Below are 18,119 nucleotides of genomic sequence, written 5' to 3'. Positions count from 1 at the left end.
GTCTACAGTGTGCGGGTTAACCACAGCGACCGTCTGCTGTTTACCACCGTGACGGTCAACGGCAAATCCTGCCTGCTGCTTTTAGACGTGGTTTTAAACCACGACTACCACAAAAGCCGTTTCTTAAAGCCGCAGGTTTTGCGCCAGTTTTTAGAGCAGAACGTGCCGGAAGCCTTAAGCAAGGGCGAACTCACCTTTGTCAAGGCCGACTCCCTGCCTGCCCTGTGGGCCAACCCGCAGTCCAAAGAGGAAGAAGAGCCCATTGAATACCAGAAAGCGACCTTCTACAACCAGACCTTCATTACCCTAAGCGATATCCAGGAGAAGGCCGTAAAAACCCCGCTCCCCGCCGTCATCAGCGGCGCCGCCGGCTCCGGAAAATCCTGTGTCGCCCTTGCCATCCTTGAGCAGGCCGTTAATCAATACACGGAAGTCCCGGAAAAGCCCCTGCTCTACGTCACCCAATCCGCCAAATTAGCCGAAACCATGCACAGCATGTGGCTGCAGTTGCCAGCCGCCCAGACAGAAGCCGGAAAAAAAGTCCAGTTCCTCACTTATCAGCAATTCCTGGCTCAGGAAGCCTCCGAGCTTAAGCACAAAAAAGCGCAGCATAAAACCGACTGCATGACCTGGCTCGATAACCACATCGCAAGCTACCTCAACGCCGCCAAAGCCGCCAAACAAACCCTGAGCAACGACTTTAAGGACTTCCTGAAAAACACCGAGTCCATGTATCAGGCCTTCCGCTATTTAAGCGGCTACCTCCCCGACAACCCCGGCGGCATCAGCGCCCGGCATGAGCAGTTTAAAAACGACAACGAGCGCCAGTGGCTCATCAATGCCTACACCAGCTATAAAAAAACACTCGACGACGAGAAAAACACCGCCTTTCATCCCGAATTCCATACCTTAAAACAAAGCGACCTCTTCGACCTCGTGGTCGTTGACGAAGCGCAAGACCTCTCCGGGCTTGAACTTAAAAACTTGCGACGCGCCGCCCGTAACGGCCACATCGCCTATTGCATGGACAGCAACCAAAGCCTCAAAGACACCCTTTCACAACGCCAGTTCCTCTTAAGCTCAGGCGTCAGCCACGTCGAACTCCCAGTCACCTACCGATGCCCGGGCCATGTCGTTGACCTCGCCAATGCCATCCTCGACATCAAGCAGCGACTAACCGGCGGCCTTGCCGATAAACTCGAGTACGCACGCATCATCCCCTCCGAACAGCAAAAAGCCAATCCCGGACTCGTGCAATGGGTCGAGCCCAATGAGCTGGCCAAAAACCACCGACTTAAACAATTAGCCCAAACCACCCAGTTCGCCGTCGTCACCCTCCCGCAGTGGAAGGAAAAAGCCAAAGAACTATTCAACACCCCCCTCGTCTTCACCCCCGAAGAAATCAAAGGACTCGAATACCCCCACATCGCCGCCTACCGGCTCTTTGACCACGACACCTGCAATGACGCCAGTAAAAAAATCAACCACACCGCCGTCAAATCGCAACAGCACCGCGCCAAGGCCGAACAGGGCGATGCCTCCTTCGCTCCCCATTTCAACCAACTCTTTACCGCCTTCACACGCGCCACACAATCACTCGCCATCGTCGAAGACAGCAGCGTTCATCAACGCAAAAACCTCTTAACCCCTCTCAAACAAACCACCCTCAAACTCACTCAGAACCCCAATAACAACAATAACAACAATCCCGAACCCAAACCCATTCCCGCATCCCAGCAGGACTGGATTAACGAAGCCAATAAACTCAAACACTTAGGCAAATCCGAACAGGCTAAAGCCATTGAACAACAGTTCACTCAACCCAACCGCAGGGTTGCTCCGAGTCCTGTCGTGAACAACCCGACACCCGCCCGCGTGCCGGCCATCAACCTGGACAAAGGAAAAGCAAAGCCCAAGGACAATAAAAAAAGCAACCCTTTTCAGGGCTTGGTCGAGGCGGTAGTGAAAGCGACTGAGGAGGGAACACCGCTTAAACACCCGGACCGCAACAAACTGAGTGCCACGTTTGCCAAGATGAAACAAATCTGGTTGGGCATACCGGTTAGACACTACCCTAATCTTTTTATCTATGCACTCAACCACCATAAAACAATTGACCAGACACTGACCCCTGTTTCCTTTAATCCAGTCTGTGAGAAATTGTTTACGGTTGATTGGTTATCATCCCTCTATCGTGAAAACGAGTCTGACGAAGGACGCTCCTTCCTTCACTATTTATGCGAGGAGCCAAAGATAGCCCCCTTTCTCGCCCTTACCCTTTTTGAAATTCCGCCGCATTTATGGACTAAAAAAATAACTCAGGGACTTGACGTCAGTTCGCCTCTTCTTCATTTAATGTCTAACTGCGCGAGTCTCTTGCCGCGTATCGCCGACCGAATCCCATTGGAAAAATGGTTTGAAGAGTACCCCCGGGAGAAAGACTGTTTAAGCCTCTGGGTCCAGCTTTGCTTTATCTGGTTAATTGCAGAAAAGACTCCCATTAATGCGCATATAAACGCCGCATTAAAAAAAATCAGTACAATTACCCTGACAAAACCGCCTTTTTCTCCCGAACAACTCATCCGGAAAAATACCGCCGTATTGAATCATGTCGAAGTTACTATGACCTTATTGCAAGCCCTGGCGCTAAGCCCCTATGGTTGCCATCTGATTCAGCAATACCTGAATAAATACCCCGAGGCCTGGACAAAAATTCCGGTTGACGCCTGGCTTGAAATCCAATCGAAGGCGCGGGTTATTCCTGCAATGGAAGGCCTGATGCATAATAGCAGCGGCTTAATGGATCAACTCATCGACCGCTACCCGGATTTACCTTTTGCCACGCCGCCATCAATCTTAAGCCAAAACAACAGTCGCCTGCTTGCATACTGTATTGATGAACTTCCTTTTTTTACCTGGCTGCTGACAAAAAACCCCGATTTGATTGATGCAATCGCACCCACAGCCTGGTTTAAATCCGGTTTTGCCAAAAGCACCCCCCTTTATTGGTTTTCCACCACCCCGCAAGGTCGGCAACTCCTCATTCTTATTCTCGAAAAAAATCCCAAGCTCATTGACCAGATTCCGGCGCATACCTGGTTAACGCGGGTAGCAGGGACTCCTCAAAATGGCGTTGGTAACAAATCCATTGTGTGCTGGCTGCTTCAGGATAAGGCCAGTTACAGGCTATTGGATTTATTGGCAGACAAACTGATAGACCCGCTTTCCATGGACGAATGGTATGCTCATTTAGCACCGGTTATAGCCGAGATAACAACCTTCCTGCAGGACATCGCCTGCCAAAGCGGCAGCGCCCCAGGCCTTGATTTTTTTATGCGGCTGTTTGACACCTGGGGCCGGGATTTCTCAAGCGAGGATCCCCGGTTTCAACAAGTGAATGAGTTGCTCATTTGTCTAAAATCCCGAAGCCCGATGTTCGCCTCTGCGGGTTCTTTGCTGCTTTTCACCCCAGCCAAGACTCCGTCCTCGGTCCCCGGCAATGAAGAGCAAACCGGCTCAATGGAATTCCAGCACTGAATCACCCAATAAACGAGCGGCTGTCATCGGCCGCCCGTTTATCGCCTGTCCAGTGATTTAAACAAGTGCGATTGAAATATTCGCTTCGGATCATAATCATGCTTTAACTGGCGCCAGTGCTCAAACTGGCCGTTGTAATGACGGCGCCAGTAGTCTGATGAAATCTCTTCTCCCAAAAAGCCTGACAGGTAACGCTTACCGCCCGCTTTTAAGAAACGGTCGTCCAATGCCTGCATGGCGGCCAGACAACTCGGCAAAAGCACTTTGGCAATACCGGGGTTTAAAATCATGACCGCGCAGATGTCCTCGCTGTCTGGCATAGCAAACAGGGTATCGCGCAGCGAGGAGGCTAAGGGGATGACCTGTAAAATATTGGCATAATGCACCGGCAAGCTGGCCAGTACTTCCTTTAATTGAGGAAACAGGGATTTTGCCGGCATAAAGCATTCATACCAGGGATGCTGCAGATCCCATTGCCCCGTCATTTTCATGGCCGAGAAACGCGAATCATGGCGGTGCAGGTACGCTTCGATGGGTTCATCCTGCTGATGCAGAATTTTCCACGGCTTTAACAGTTCATGGATACGGCTGACATCTGGCGGAATCTCATCATATTCTATCGTCACGTGCATGGCATAGAGCCATTCAGCAAACGGAAGACGGCCCTTATCCGATAATTTGGCCCCCTGAACGGCCGGCGTGCAAAACGATTCAAGCCCATCCGCAATACGGCGTACCTTATAAAGGTCCTCTTGCCACTGGTGCTCATCATGATAAAGGAGGAAAAAAGTTCGCACATTTTTTTTACAGGATCGTAATGGAATGCAGGCTTTACTGATGACTCCGAACTGCCCCTGGCCGCCGAGGCAGGCTTTATACAGTTCATCACCGGCCGCCACCTCGTGTTTTTCCCCATCGGCCGTAATCACTTCAAGCGCCTTGACATGAGTAATCACAGTGCCGTATTGAAAAGACGCAGCGCCGACGCCCCCGGCCGACAACACCCCGCCGACAGACAGGCTGCAGTTGTAGGGAATCACGTAGGGAATTACGTTTTTTTTAAGGCTGACCGCCAGTAAATCGCTGAATGTCGCATTGCCTTCCACCCATATGGCGTCCTGCTCCTGCGCTAACACGCGATTGAAATGCTCAAGATGCAGGGTAACACCGCCTTCGACCGGCAGCGACTGGCCGCTTTGACTTAAGCCCCTGCCGCGAATGACGACGGGCAGAGCCTCGTGGTGGGCGTAGCGAAGAATGGCCTGTAAGGCGTCTAAGTCTTTAGGCTGGAAAACCGCATGGGGCTTTGCCTGCAGGAGTTTGCCGAAATCTTCTCCAAAAGAAAAAAGCGAATGCTCATCGCTGAGCATCGCTTGTCCAAACTCCTTCTTACACTGCTTGATCTGAGACGAATTCCACTGCGTTTGCTGCATGTTGTTGATTCCTTTCTTTTGCCAGTTCCAAACGTTGTTGGCATGCAATTATCAATCCATCAAACATCTTGTTGAAGGCGTCGTAGCATCGATCAATCATCTTTAAGGCTTCACGGCGGGTATGCACGGAGACAGGTCGCTCAAAGAGCTTGCGTTCCATCTCTTCTTCAAAGAGAGCATGCGCCATTTCCACTTCCAGATGTGAGCTGGAGAAGTACTTCAGATTTTTGTCTTCACCTGTCTTTTTGACTTGCTTAACCACCTTTTCAAAGAACACATGGCCTGAAGATTCCAGAGTCAGCAACAAGGCTATGTTTAGTATTTCATCGTCTGTTTTATAAATTTCAGACATGATGGAATAAGCGGCGTCACGGGTTAATTGAGTCTCCTTACTGTAAAGCCAGGCTACGTCGTCGTGAGAGCAGCACTTGTCATGACTGACAGCACTCATGTACTTTTTATCATGCAGGAACCATTTTTCATGTCCGGCATCTTCCAGTCGATGGTGACGGGCTACTTTTTTAAGGTAGGGATCAGTCACTCTCTCTTCATTAAGACGTAAAATATCCTGGAATGTCATGGCCCAAAAAGTGAGTTCTGGAACAAAATAGCTGATTTCTTCAAGACTTTTTAACTGCTCCAATACTTCAAAAAATGGGTGGTTCATAAACTCTTGTTGTTTAGAGTCGATATAGAGTTGAATCGTTTTCATAGCGGCCTCCGAGGCACAAAATGGGTTGGACAAATTATCTTTTGCAGCCCGCGTGCCAACTTTTTGCACAAAAAAAGGAAGTCCACCGTCTTAAAAAGCCCGTTCTACCGTGGTCTTGTTTTCTCCTTTCCACGGTCAACCCTCAGGAAGCGACAAAAAATTGTCCCTGAAACCCGGTTTTTGACAAAAAATTGACCAAAAAGCCCCTTCATTCTAAGGGATTTTTTTATTGCAGGGCCAAATTCGCCAATTTTTTGTCGTATTCGTCCATTAATACATCTACTCGCTTCCAATTTATTTCTTCCACGCACCTCGCTTCATCACAAATGACGTTAAGTAGTTCGCCCTGGATGTCACCCAGCGCCATAGCCTCGGAGTATGGCGTGTTGGTGAACATGACCAGGACATGCTTGGATACATAACGATTGGGGTATCGATGCATCAACTCCTGTTCCAGTTGTTTTTTTAAATTAAATCTCGCATCCCGTATATCAATCTGAATTTCGTGATAATTGTCCATGGACATTTTAGCCACCGCCTCGGTATTGACTTTGCGGGAGTTATAAAAAGCGGGCATGACTGTCTGCCAGTCGTCATGGTATTGATCAAGCAATGCGTTGAGAATACGGCAATCTTCAAAAGCGCTATTCATTCCTTGACCAAAAAAAGGCACGATGCCATGGGCTGCGTCGCCAATGAGCAGGCACTCGTCCCGGTAATACCAGGGCGATGTTTTAATGGTACTCATATGACCGGTGGGATTATGCAAAAACTCCCCCACCAGGTCAGGCATGGCATCGACAGCATCCGGAAAAGCCTGTTTAAAGAAACGGGTGATTTTGACTTCATTATCAAGCTCGGCAAAGCTGTTAACCCCTTCATGCGGCATAAACAGGGAGCCGGTGATGGAATGGTCCGTATTGGGGTTACCCAACAGCAGAAACGAATCCCGCGGCCATAAATGCAGGTGCTCACGCACCAGTTGTTCAGGATGCCCGCTGCTGATGGACAGCTCTTTATAACCGTGCGGCAGGTAAGTACGGCTGGAGGTTACCAGCCCTTCGCGCATCAGGCTTTCCCGCACCTGAGAACCCGCGCCGTCGGCACCAATTAATCGCTCATAGGCCACCGTCGACCGTTGCCCTGCCTTGTCTTCAAAATGCAGCAATTTCTGCCGCACATCCACGTTTAACAGCTTCATATCAAAGTAAATGGTGATCGTGGGCAGGCTGTCTGCCGTATCCAGCAGCAACGCATTTAAATCACTGCGTTGCACCGCATTAATGTATTCATCGGCATGGCGGCCAAACGCCTGGTATTTGATGGCACCCTGTTCCTCGTGAATGGCCCGGGCCCGCATGGGCACCAGGATGGTTTTAGTCTTATCGCTCAAACCAACCCCGGCCAGGCCCGTAAGGCCCCGGCAGGACAGCGCGAGGTTAATGGAGCGGCCTCGATCCTGCGTCTTAAGGCGCAGATCAGGTCTCGACTCATAGATATCGACCTTGTAGCCCCGTCTGGCCATGTAAAGAGCCAATAACGTGCCAGCCAGGCCTGAACCAATAATGGTCAGATTTCTCATAAACCGCCTCCATACAGGTTACAGCTTGAGTCAATCCTTTTACTGCCTTTTCTGCCTTGCCGCAGAATGCCTACCTGTTTTCAGATAATGCCTATTGCATCACATACTCCTTACAGCGTGATTGAATAATGAAGCCTTTTTCCGCTTGGCTTTTTCAAAAGTAATCCAGCAAAATTCGTGCCGAAGACGGCTTAAGGCCTGCAAAAAACGGGCTTGAAGAAGGGATGTTTATGATTTTTTAAAATACTGAGCAATGTACTCTTTAATGGAAGACGCTTTATGAGGTGGCTTGAAATAATAACCCTGGGCGTAATCGCAACCGTGTTCGACAATGAATTTCTTCTGCAATTCCGTTTCCACGCCTTCAGCCAGCACTTCAAGGTTTAAGCTGTGGCCAAGATTGATAATGGCTCTGGCAATCGCCGCATCGTTTTCAACATTGACCAGTTCGCTGATAAAGGATCGATCGATTTTTAATTTATCAACAGGGAATTGTTTCAGATAAGAAAGACTGGAATAACCGGTGCCAAAATCATCAATAACCAGTTTAATACCCATGTCTTTCAGCCGATACATCGTTTGCACCGCCCTTTCAATGTCATCGACCAGCAGGCTTTCCGTCAATTCAAGCTCAAGGTTGCGGGGTTTAAGCCCGGTTTTTTGCAATACTTCGGTAATCACCTCGGGCAGAGAACTTTGACGGAACTGGCGTCCGGAAATATTCACAGCGACACTTAAATCGTCATAGCCTTCCTTGTGCCATTGAACAGCCTGTGTGCAAGCCTCTTCCAACACCCAGCGGCCGATATCGATAATCATGCCGTTTTCTTCAGCCATGCCGATAAAATCAATTGGCGACACACTTCCTAACAAATGACTTTCCCAACGAATTAACGCCTCAACACCAACCACCTTATCGATCCTTAAATCAACAAGCGGTTGATAAACCAGATAGAATTCGTTGCGCTTGAGCGCATCCCGCAAGGCATTATCCAGCTGCATGTGGTTGATGACGCGGCGGTTCATTTCCGGTTCAAACACACGGTAATTGTTGCGGCCGCTGTCTTTGGCGTGATACATGGACAAGTCGGCGTTTTTCATTAACGACTCATAGTCAAGCCCGTCTTTTGGATAGTAACTGATGCCAATGCTGCCGGTAATTTTTAAACTGTGCTGATCCACCTGAAAGGGTTTTTCAATCATGTGCAACAATTCCTGCGCCATTTGCTGGGCCTGCTTTTCATTGCTGATGTCCTGCAGCAGAATGACGAATTCATCGCCTCCTAAACGGGCGACAGTATCAAAATCATTGGTGGCGATGAGCAGACGGTTGGAAACCGCTTGCAGTAACTTATCCCCGATGCTGTGACCCAAGGTATCATTGGTCATTTTAAAGCGGTCCAGATCCAAAAACAGGAAGGCGAGAATGGACCCTTTCTTTTTCGCCTGCAAAATAGCCTGTTCCACCCGGTCCATGAGCAGGACACGGTTAGGCAGTTCCGTTAAAGAGTCATGTGTTGCCTGCCTGACCAGTTGTTTTTCCATTTCCCGGCGTTGGGTGATGTCATTGATAATGCAGACGAAATGTTTCACTTTCCCAAACGAATCACTGACCGGGGCGACACTTAATTCGCACCAGAACAGTTCACCGTTGCGGCGGTAACTTTCCAGTTCCACCGTTTCTTCGCGCAACTCGCGAATGGCAAGTGCAATGCGTTTCTGATTCACGTGATCGGTTTTAGTGCCTAATAACTGAGCCAGGTTTTGGCCGATGGTTTGGCTTTCCGTGTGGGCGGTAATACGCTCGAATGCCTTGTTGACGTAAATAATCGGCTGATTGGCTTTGGTAATGTCGATAATGGCCACGCCGTGGGTACTGGCTTCAATGGCGCGTTCGCGAATGCGCAACTGATCATCGGACATGCGCTTTTGAGTCACGTCCCGGAAACTGTATACCCGGCCGACAATTTCGTTGCCGACGCGCTGCGGTTGGGTGTACCGTTCAAAAATACGGCCGTCTTTAAAATGCAAAACCGGCAACTCCCCCTGCCACTCGGGATTTTCATACAAATATTGCACATCGGCAATGACGGCGGCAGGATTGCTCAATTGCTCAAGAATGTACTCAAAGCCGATGCTTTCCGTGCCGGATTCCAGCATGTGAGAGGGAATACGCCACATTTCGACAAACTTCTGGTTCCAGTCGACCACCTGGCCCTTGCCATTGACCATCATGATGCCGTCTGCAGTAGATTCAAGGGTCGCGCGTAATAACGAAAGGGATTTTTCAAGTTCAACATTCTTTTCGAGCACATCGCTCGCTTCGATTTGAATATTATCGGATAAAGGGACATTGATGGAGCGCTGGAATTCGGGCTGCGTGTGGTACCATTTTTCCAAATAGGCAGACAACTGCGGAGTTAAGGACAAAATGGCCAACTCTTCACAGACACTGGTTAAAGAAGGTTCTTCACCCCGTTGTTTTAAAATTTCCGCTGCTGAGGCAACTTTTTCGTAGTCTATTTCTTGCCTACCCATGGATCCCTCACTAGAATATCGCACATCCTCATTAGCGGCTAATAATGGCATAACTTTAATCAATTGATTAATTTAAATGCCATTACGCGCTACCTATAGTATATAACGCCTTCCTGACTTTTGCTGGAAGAGCCCCAAAGAAGGAATTTGATCATGGATAAGACACATTTTGATACCCGGGCCATCCACGCCGGACAACAGCCTGACCCCGCGACCGGTGCGGTCATGACGCCCATTTATGCCACCTCCACCTACCGTCAATCGGCCCCTGGCGTTCATCAGGGCTATGAATACTCACGCACGCATAACCCGACCCGCGCCGCCTACGAAGCCTGCATTGCCAGCCTGGAGTCAGGACAACGCGGTTTTGCCTTCGCTTCCGGTATGGCCGCCATCAATACGGTCATTGACCTGCTGGACAACGGCGATCATGTCATTGCCATGGACGATCTCTATGGCGGCACGTTTCGCCTCTTTGATAAGGTCAAAACCAGAACCTCAGGCTTGTCTTTCAGCTTTGTGGACATGACGGATCCGGCAACGATCGAGGCCGCCATTCGTCCAGAAACCCGCATGATCTGGGTGGAAACCCCTTCCAATCCCATGTTGAAACTCGCTGATTTACGAGCCATTGCCGCCATTGCCAAACGTCACAGGCTGATTGCGGTGGTGGATAATACCTTTGCTACCCCCTGGATCCAAAGGCCGCTGGAGTTGGGTTTTGACCTCGTTCTGCATTCCGCAACCAAGTATTTAAACGGTCATTCCGATGTGGTCAGCGGCGTGGTCGTGGTCGGGGATAATGCGGAAATCGCTGAAAAAATGGCCTTCCTGCATAATTCCTGCGGCGGCATTGCCGGCCCCTTTGACAGTTTTTTAGTCCTGCGCAGCCTGAAAACCCTCTCTTTGCGCATGCAGCGGCATTGCGATAATGCCATGGCTCTGGCAGAATGGTTACAAAAGCATCCCAAAATCGACAACGTCATTTATCCCGGTCTTTCCACTCATCCTCAACAGGCTTTGGCTAAACAGCAAATGCAGCATTTTGGCGGTATGATTTCCATGGTGGTTAAAGGGGATATTAACACAGCAACCCGCTTTTTATCCCGCTGCGAACTCTTTACTCTGGCCGAGAGCCTGGGCGGTGTGGAAAGCTTGATTGAGCATCCAGCCATCATGACGCATGCCTCGATTCCTGCAGAAACCCGGCGCAAGCTCGGCATTGTGGATGGTTTTATCCGTCTTTCGGTCGGCATTGAGCACATTGAAGACTTGATTGCCGATTTGCATCAGGCCCTTAACTAATTGGAATCCATTATGAATCAAACTAAAACCTCAGGAGGACAATTGTACGGTGTGCTGGCCATTGCTGTGCTCACCCTGTCCACCTTCTTTTTCTTTATTCCCATGCTGTTTATGGGATTATTGAAGCTTATTCCTAACATTCGTCTTAAGGTATTCTGCACGAAGGTCATCGACGGCATCGCCTTTTGCTGGGCGGACGTGAACAAAGCCTACATCAATGTCACCCAACACATTGACTGGCAGGTATCAGGACTTGAAAACCTTAAACGCAGAGATTGGTATTTACTGGTCGCCAATCACCAAAGCTGGCTGGACATTGTGGTGCTGCAGTGTGTTTTTAACCGTAAAATCCCGATGCTTAAATTTTTCATCAAGGATTCGCTGAAATGGATTCCACTGCTGGGTTTTTCCTGGTGGGCCATGGGTTGCCCATTTATGAAGCGTTATTCCAAAGAGTACCTCGCCAAAAAACCGCATAAAAAAGGCAAGGATCTTGAGGCGACCCGCAAAGCGATTGAAATTTTCAAACACACGCCAGCCACCATCATCAATTTCGTGGAAGGCACGCGCTTTACCCACCAAAAGCAGGTCAAACAGCAATCCCCCTATGATCACCTGTTAAAACCCAAGGCGGGGGGCATCAGCTTTGTGATGAGTACCCTGGGTAAAAAATTTAACAATTTACTCGACGTGACCATTATTTACCCGGACACGCGTTATTCTTTATGGGACTTCCTCTGCCATCGCATGGCCCCGGTGATTAAAGTCTGTATTCGGCCGATTCAGATTCCTGACGAATTTACCACCACGCAACTGGCTTATGATGAAAACACCCAGACAGCGTTCAGAGAATGGTTGAATGAGCAATGGCGCAAGAAGGATGAGTTAATCGGACGTTTGCGCGAAGAAATACTGGCATAACGCGATCCAGGCAGTTTACCACTGCCGGTTCCCGTCATCCTCGTCTTCCGTCATCCTCGTCTTCCGTCATCCTCGTCTTCCGTATCCTCGTCTTCCATCATCCTCGTCTTTCCGCCAGCCCCCGCTCCCCCTGTCATCCCCCGCGCAGGCGGGGGATCCATTCCGAAGCCTTGCTCCTGGTTTCCCGCCTGCGCGGGAAAGACACATTTTTTACACGTCATCCGGCTTTACTTTAGCCACCCTCCTTCCGCATCCTCGCCTTCCATCATCCTCGTCTTTCCGCCAGCCCCCGCTCCCCCTCTGTCATCCCCCGCTCCCCCCTGTCATCCCCCGCGCAGGCGGGGGATCCATTCCGAGCCTTGCTCCTGAATTCCCGCCTAACGATAAAACCATTGATACCATTCAACAAAACGACGCACTCCCTCGCGGAAGTCAATTTGAGGTTGATAGCCCAGATCACCAACCAGGGCTTGTGTATCGGCGTGGGTGGATAAGACATCACCGTTTTGCATGGGTAAAAATTCCTTCAGAGCCTGCTTTCCGGTTGCTTCTTCAATGGCCTCAATGTAATCCATCAGGTTAACCGGGTTACCGCAACCAATGTTGTAAATTTTAAAAGGAGCATTGCTGCTGGCAGGATCAGGAGCATGGCTATTCCAGTGGGGATTTGCCGCGGCGGGTTTATCAATGGCTGCGGAGATACCGGCAACGATGTCATCGATGTAAGTAAAATCCCGTTGCATCCTGCCGTGATTAAAAATTTGAATGGCCTTGCCTTCGAGTATATTTTTGGTAAACGAGAAAAAAGCCATGTCTGGCCGCCCCCAGGGTCCATACACCGTAAAAAAACGTAATCCCGTTGTCGGTAATTGGAAAAGATGCGAATACGAATGGGCCATCAATTCATTCGCTTTCTTGCTGGCGGCGTACAGGGTTAACGGGTGGCTGGTTGAATGGGCTTCATGATAAGGCTGGCAGCTGTTGGCGCCATACACCGAGCTGGTTGAAGCATACACTAAATGCTCAATGTGATGATGACGGCACGCTTCGAGGATATTGGCAAAACCCACCAGATTGGATTGCACATACTGCCCTGGGTTAGTCAGGGAATAACGCACCCCAGCCTGGGCGGCCAGATGGATCACGCGTTGAGGCTGGTGTTCGGCAAACCGTTTCTGTAAGGTCTCGGCATCCACCACATCGTCGGCATAAAAAATAAAATTGTCAAAGGCCTGCAATTGCTCAAGTCTTGCCTGTTTAAGGCGAACATCGTAATAATCATTCAGATTATCGATGCCTACCACCACATCGCCCTGTTGCAAACGGCGTTTTGCCAGATGAAATCCGATAAATCCAGAGGCTCCCGTGATTACCAAGCGCATAGTCTGTCCTGAAATTTGAAATGGACAGCAGTATACTCCCCTTTTACATGCCGCAAAATACGGCGGGTTTCTTAATAAAGCGATAATATTCACTTGGTAAAATGACGACCCAGGTTATTTTTTGAACCCATTTTATGCCTTTAACACGATTAAAATTTGTCGAATTATGTGCCGAAGCGATTGCGGCTACGCGGGAAAAAGTAACGCCAGGCAATCAATTGAGCGGTTACCTGAAATTTCATAAGGAAAACAAAAATTACTATGTTGATGACGTCTTACGTCCGGGCAAGCGGGAGATTCCATCGGATGATCCAGTTCAAATTCATGATCTTATTGAACACACAGGTCTCGGTTATTGCCATGAACTGGCTCAACACCTGATAGTTGAACTCGGGTGGCGAATTGAGCAGGCGGGAGGGGTGGCTAAAATCAGCCTGGTTCAATCCGTGAAAGCCGATCATGTCTACCTGGAAGTCCGCATTTACCTTGCCAAAGAGAGAATGCTGTCCATGTGGGAAGTCGATGCCTGGGAGCCCCGCATTATTGATATCAGTAAGCGTCCTGACGGCACGGTTAAAAACAAGGAGGCGCTCGCCTACGGTTATAGGGTTAAACTCCATCATTCTTTCTTTTCAGATACAATCGATTATACAAAAAAATTCACTTTTACAAAGATTCCTTCAGCCAAGGAAGGAGCGCCAGAGGGAAGCTGTACTCCGAAACATCAGGTGTTGGAGAAACATAAGGACATTTACAGTGATTTCTCCCTGCAAGAGGCCATTGAAGATAAAAAAGTTCCCCTTCCAGGGAAAGTGCATTATCTGCAGCAGATTTCCCTCTGGCAGAAAGCCCCTTCTGAACAGGCACCGAGCGCCACACACCATAAAAAAATGCGGTTAGCCTGATGAGATGAGGGTCAGTCACGACAAAATAAAATGCTTAATAAATGGCTAATTTTATGGCATTTTCTAATTTTTGAGCATCAAATGCCTTTAACACGTCTTAAGTTTGTGGAGTTATGTGCTGAGGCCATTGCTTCAACCCGGGAAAAGGTCACGATTGGCAATCAATTGAGCGGCTATGTCAAATTTCACAGGGAAATTAAACAGGGTTACTTTGACAACACCATCCGGGTTTTAATCGATGCGATTCCTCCAAACGATTATGTTCAGGTCCATGATCTCATTGAGCATGGCGGAATTGGCTATTGCCGTGAGGTAGCCTGGCATCTTTTAGTTGAGTTCGGGCAACGCATCCATGCTGCCGGAGAAGTCGCTAGCATCACCGTCGTTAAATCCAGCCTCATTGATCATGGCTACCTTCAGGTGTCACTGCAACTGCAGGATGAGAAAACACCGTCAGTCTGGGAAATAGACGCTTGGGATCCGCGTATCATCGACATAAGCCCCCGTCCGGACGGGTCGATTAAAAACAGGGAATTGCTTGATTACGGTTACCCCGGCTTAGTCCATGAATCCGTCTCCTCGGATGCGTTGGACTATCGCATTCAATTTCTGTTTACCGAAACGCCCAAGCCAGAGGAGGGGCAACCGGAGGGCCGCTGTACGCCAGTCAGCGAAATGCTGACCAAACACGCCGCCCTCTACAGTGATCATACCCTGGATAAAGCGCTGGCCCGCAAAAAAATTCCACCTCAGGGAACGTTGCATTACCTGCAGAAAGTATCGATATGGCAGAAAGCAACGACTCAGGAAGTCTGTCAGAACGAGGAACCCAACAGCAAAAAAAGACGGCTCAACCCGACAAATCATTAACCAACTCTAGGCCAGATTGGACTTTCAGCTTATAGTAAATACATCTTTCCCAAGAAGGATTGGTGATGAAAATCAATTTAGCGAATTATTTGGATAAAATCGGCATAACACAGCTCGACCTTGACGGGTTGGACGCCACGCAACGGGCGGACTATTTAAAAGAAGTGTATAACGCCCACCTGCTCACTTTTTTCTATCATAATTTTGCATTACGCAAAATCAGCCGCCAGCATCCGGTCAACCGCCATCACATCACGCTTTTTGATTACCAGGACCTCATGGATAACACGGCGGGCGGTTATTGCTTTCAATCAGCGCGGCTGCTTGCCACCATGCTCAAGGAATTAGGTTTTGAAGTCAGTTATTGCGAAGCCCGCGTGTTAAATGGCGCCTCACCCGCCGACTCACTACAGATACTGCCCACCCATGTTGTTTTGCGCGTCGTCATTGACGAGGCCATTTATTTTCTTGAACCCGGCCTTGGCGCGAAAGCGCCCCGCTTCCCTATTTTAGTCACCGGCGGCGATGAAATCATTGAGCAAGGCTACGATCGTTATAAATTTTCCCAACAGCAAGGCTACTATGTGCTTGAAAAGCAAGTGCGGGATCAATGGACAACCTTGGTTATGACCGACTTAAAGCCTTTAAACGACGACAAACTCGCCTTCAATTTGCTGAAGCTGGAACGGCATATCCAAAAATTGCCCATACGGGATGAAATCGTGGTCGCGGGACAAATTACAGAAAATGGCTGCAAAACATTCTTTTTTGACATCAAGACCAAAAAATACGTATTTACTGTGGAAAAAGAAGGCGAATTCTCTAAAACAGTCTATGACACCACCGCAAAAGCATATGAGAAATTAATGGCTGAGTTTGCTGTTGAAGGCGTAACCCAGGCGGATCTGGCCCTGTACGCCAGGCAATCCACTCTCCCCCGCCCCAAAGAACGATGGACAGTGGATTTTCCACTGGATAAAACCGAGTTTGCCAAGATGGCAAAAAATCTAAAGTAAAAAGGCTGGATTAGATCCAGCCTTTACCGAATGGTAATGCCCAGGGGTCCCTGTAATCCGGTCGCACCGGAATCCACACAGTTAATGAAACTCGTGCCGTTGTCAATGGTGCATCTCGTCACGGAATTGCCATTGGTATTCACAATATAGGCAAAATCATTGCTGCCATTTAAAGCAATCTCCCGTGGGAAATTGAGCCCAACAGCCCCAGTATCCACACAGGAAGTCACTAAACGGCTGACAGAATCAATCTGGCAAGCAATTACCGTGTTAGTGCCGGCGCTGGTGATGTAGGCAAAGGTTCCCGCGGCGTTCACCGCAATGCCCTGGGGAATGTTTAGTAAAGGATCATTGTAATTGCTGCATCCCTGCAAAGCGCCTGTGCCCGCGTCAATACTGCACTCGGTGAGTTCTGAAATGACGGTGATGTAGGCAAAATCGCCTGCCGGATGAATTGCCATGTTATAAGGCGCAAACAACCCTAAGCCCAGAAGTTGAACGCAATTATCCAGTTCATCCGTTGTGGGATTGATGTCGCACTGGGTGACGGAGTTCCCGCTTTCGTTAACAACATAGGCGATATCGCCCGCGGCGTTAATGACGATACCCGTAGGAATAGCAAACAAAGCACCCGTATTCGCACAGCCACTTAATCCCCCTGAATCCGCATCGACACTGCAAAAAGACACGACACTGGTATTCTCATTGGTGATATAAGCCAGGGCCCCCGCCGGATTGAGGGTCACCCCGCCGGGAACCACCAGGCCGCCAGCGCCGCTGTCTCCACAGCCGCCTAAATTACCGGTACTGGTATCGATGCTGCATTGCGTCACCAGTGACGTGTTCCCGTTGGTAATGTACGCATGCGCATCAATCCCTATCGTGCCTATCACTGCGGTCGTGTTCGTACCCTGAATAGGGAAATTCGTGGGCACGACCGCGTTACCGCCCGGCTCAAAGGTGATGGTACAGCTTCCGCCGGGAAGCACATTGAGACACGTATTGGCAGTCACCGATACATTGCCCGCGAGAGCCGTGGCGGAAAAATCCGGTACGATATTCTGCGCGACCAGCGTCAGGGAATCATTGGTGATTGTGATGATGCCTGTTGAACCGTTGGTGTTGAATTGCAGCGTTGAGGAGCCGCTGATACTGATGTTGGCCACCGGCGGTGCATTGACGGCGATACTGCCAATCACTGCCGAGGTATTGCTTCCCCGAATCGTCACATTCGTGGCCGGTATGACGGTATTATCCGGCGTAAAGATCAGATTACAGGATTGACCCGCAGCAAGGACCGTACATTGTGAAGCATCCTGAACAACATGACCATCCAGCGCAGTGCCGGTAAGCACCGCAGCCACATTCAAAGCGGTTTGTCCTGCCAGGTTGGTCACGGTGATATTGCCTGAACCGCCCCCTGCGACTAAAAGCAACGGAGAGCCTGTAAGGTTTAGCTGAGTGGACTGATTCATGACCGTCACCTGCAGGCTGTTCGCCTGACTGGGTTGGGAGCACAGGAAAGGATCGGCACCGGAGCCCTGCGTTTTGCAAACCACCGGCCCCTCATGCAGTCCATTGACCGGTACCTGCGCTCCATTGATGCGTAAGGACAACAGGCAATGCGCTTTAGAGGCCAGCGTAAAGGGAATACTGCACTCGCCGGGGCTGTTTTTAACCTGGGTGACACCGCTTAGGGGCTTGATAGTTAATGTACGGGTTACTGACGTATTATTCGTTACCTGATATTGCACGTTGGCTGTCCCATTCGGCGCGACAATCACTCGCGTGGGCGTGGTAGGCAGAAGCGTCCATTTGGGCTGCGCTGAATGAATAACCTGAGAAGAACCTGAAGAAACAATGAAAAACAGAAAAGCAAAAAACCGCGCTTTTTTACTTTGATCCATGATCGTTCCGT

The 18,119-nt window shown here is 49.5% G+C and carries 12 protein-coding genes; 6 read left to right on the top strand and 6 right to left on the bottom strand.

Annotated features, from left to right (window positions below):
- The coding region (locus Lrub_RS06420) for a DEAD/DEAH box helicase (protein ID WP_133134017.1) at positions 1-3,537 on the top strand (3,537 nt) is incomplete at its 5' end.
- Between the two features lie 38 nt (positions 3,538-3,575).
- Here Lrub_RS06420 and Lrub_RS06415 read toward each other — a convergent pair.
- From Lrub_RS06415 to Lrub_RS06400, 4 genes are all read right to left on the bottom strand, one after another.
- Positions 3,576-4,970: an FAD-binding oxidoreductase gene (locus Lrub_RS06415; protein ID WP_058531340.1), complete on the bottom strand. Its 1,395-nt coding sequence runs from the start codon at positions 4,968-4,970 to the stop codon at positions 3,576-3,578.
- Positions 4,927-5,682: a hypothetical protein gene (locus tag Lrub_RS06410; RefSeq protein ID WP_058527960.1), complete on the bottom strand. Its 756-nt coding sequence runs from the start codon at positions 5,680-5,682 to the stop codon at positions 4,927-4,929. The genes Lrub_RS06415 and Lrub_RS06410 overlap by 44 nt, the downstream gene beginning before the upstream one ends.
- Positions 5,683-5,908: 226 nt before the next feature.
- On the bottom strand, positions 5,909-7,264 hold the full coding sequence (locus tag Lrub_RS06405) for an FAD-dependent oxidoreductase (RefSeq protein ID WP_058531339.1): 1,356 nt from the start codon (positions 7,262-7,264) through the stop codon (positions 5,909-5,911).
- 228 nt (positions 7,265-7,492) lie between these two features.
- Positions 7,493-9,802: a bifunctional diguanylate cyclase/phosphodiesterase gene (locus tag Lrub_RS06400; RefSeq protein ID WP_058531338.1), complete on the bottom strand. Its 2,310-nt coding sequence runs from the start codon at positions 9,800-9,802 to the stop codon at positions 7,493-7,495.
- Positions 9,803-9,955: 153 nt separating this feature from the next.
- On the opposite strand from Lrub_RS06400, the gene Lrub_RS06395 reads away from it, so the two are divergent.
- Both Lrub_RS06395 and Lrub_RS06390 read left to right on the top strand, forming a co-directional pair.
- On the top strand, positions 9,956-11,107 hold the full coding sequence (locus tag Lrub_RS06395) for a cystathionine gamma-synthase (RefSeq protein ID WP_058531337.1): 1,152 nt from the start codon (positions 9,956-9,958) through the stop codon (positions 11,105-11,107).
- A 12-nt stretch (positions 11,108-11,119) separates the two neighbouring features.
- Positions 11,120-12,028 (top strand): acyltransferase, encoded by a 909-nt coding sequence (locus Lrub_RS06390; protein WP_058531336.1) that lies wholly within the window; start codon positions 11,120-11,122, stop codon positions 12,026-12,028.
- Between the two features lie 377 nt (positions 12,029-12,405).
- Here Lrub_RS06390 and Lrub_RS06385 read toward each other — a convergent pair whose 3' ends face one another.
- A complete protein-coding gene (locus Lrub_RS06385; protein ID WP_058531335.1) occupies positions 12,406-13,410 on the bottom strand; it encodes an NAD-dependent epimerase in 1,005 nt (334 codons plus the stop codon).
- Between the two features lie 134 nt (positions 13,411-13,544).
- Here Lrub_RS06385 and Lrub_RS06380 point away from each other — a divergent pair, with 134 nt between their 5' ends.
- From Lrub_RS06380 to Lrub_RS06370, 3 genes are all read left to right on the top strand, one after another.
- Positions 13,545-14,315: a hypothetical protein gene (locus tag Lrub_RS06380; RefSeq protein ID WP_058531334.1), complete on the top strand. Its 771-nt coding sequence runs from the start codon at positions 13,545-13,547 to the stop codon at positions 14,313-14,315.
- Positions 14,316-14,396: 81 nt separating this feature from the next.
- Positions 14,397-15,185, top strand: coding sequence for a hypothetical protein (locus Lrub_RS06375; RefSeq protein ID WP_133134016.1), 789 nt, complete (start codon positions 14,397-14,399; stop codon positions 15,183-15,185).
- A 65-nt stretch (positions 15,186-15,250) separates the two neighbouring features.
- Positions 15,251-16,201, top strand: a complete 951-nt coding sequence (locus Lrub_RS06370; RefSeq protein WP_058531332.1) for an arylamine N-acetyltransferase — start codon at positions 15,251-15,253, stop codon at positions 16,199-16,201.
- Positions 16,202-16,224: 23 nt separating this feature from the next.
- Here Lrub_RS06370 and Lrub_RS06365 read toward each other — a convergent pair whose 3' ends face one another.
- Positions 16,225-18,108 carry a beta-propeller fold lactonase family protein gene (locus Lrub_RS06365; protein ID WP_058531331.1) on the bottom strand — a complete coding sequence of 628 codons (1,884 nt, stop codon included), beginning with the start codon at positions 18,106-18,108 and terminating at the stop codon, positions 16,225-16,227.
- Between the last annotated feature and the right edge of the window lie 11 nt (positions 18,109-18,119).

Source organism: Legionella rubrilucens (assembly GCF_001468125.1).
Taxonomy (GTDB): domain Bacteria; phylum Pseudomonadota; class Gammaproteobacteria; order Legionellales; family Legionellaceae; genus Legionella_C; species Legionella_C rubrilucens.
Note: the sequence above shows the minus strand (reverse complement) of the source record. Positions and strands in the feature narration are given on the sequence as shown.

Coding starts and splice junctions, on each gene's coding strand:
- Lrub_RS06390 (WP_058531336.1), top strand. CDS start 11,120: ATGAATCAAACTAAAACCTCAGGAGGACAATTGTACGGTGTGCTGGCC.
- Lrub_RS06400 (WP_058531338.1), bottom strand. CDS start 9,802: ATGGGTAGGCAAGAAATAGACTACGAAAAAGTTGCCTCAGCAGCGGAA.
- Lrub_RS06365 (WP_058531331.1), bottom strand. CDS start 18,108: ATGGATCAAAGTAAAAAAGCGCGGTTTTTTGCTTTTCTGTTTTTCATT.
- Lrub_RS06375 (WP_133134016.1), top strand. CDS start 14,397: ATGCCTTTAACACGTCTTAAGTTTGTGGAGTTATGTGCTGAGGCCATT.
- Lrub_RS06415 (WP_058531340.1), bottom strand. CDS start 4,970: ATGCAGCAAACGCAGTGGAATTCGTCTCAGATCAAGCAGTGTAAGAAG.
- Lrub_RS06405 (WP_058531339.1), bottom strand. CDS start 7,264: ATGAGAAATCTGACCATTATTGGTTCAGGCCTGGCTGGCACGTTATTG.
- Lrub_RS06380 (WP_058531334.1), top strand. CDS start 13,545: ATGCCTTTAACACGATTAAAATTTGTCGAATTATGTGCCGAAGCGATT.
- Lrub_RS06395 (WP_058531337.1), top strand. CDS start 9,956: ATGGATAAGACACATTTTGATACCCGGGCCATCCACGCCGGACAACAG.
- Lrub_RS06410 (WP_058527960.1), bottom strand. CDS start 5,682: ATGAAAACGATTCAACTCTATATCGACTCTAAACAACAAGAGTTTATG.
- Lrub_RS06385 (WP_058531335.1), bottom strand. CDS start 13,410: ATGCGCTTGGTAATCACGGGAGCCTCTGGATTTATCGGATTTCATCTG.
- Lrub_RS06370 (WP_058531332.1), top strand. CDS start 15,251: ATGAAAATCAATTTAGCGAATTATTTGGATAAAATCGGCATAACACAG.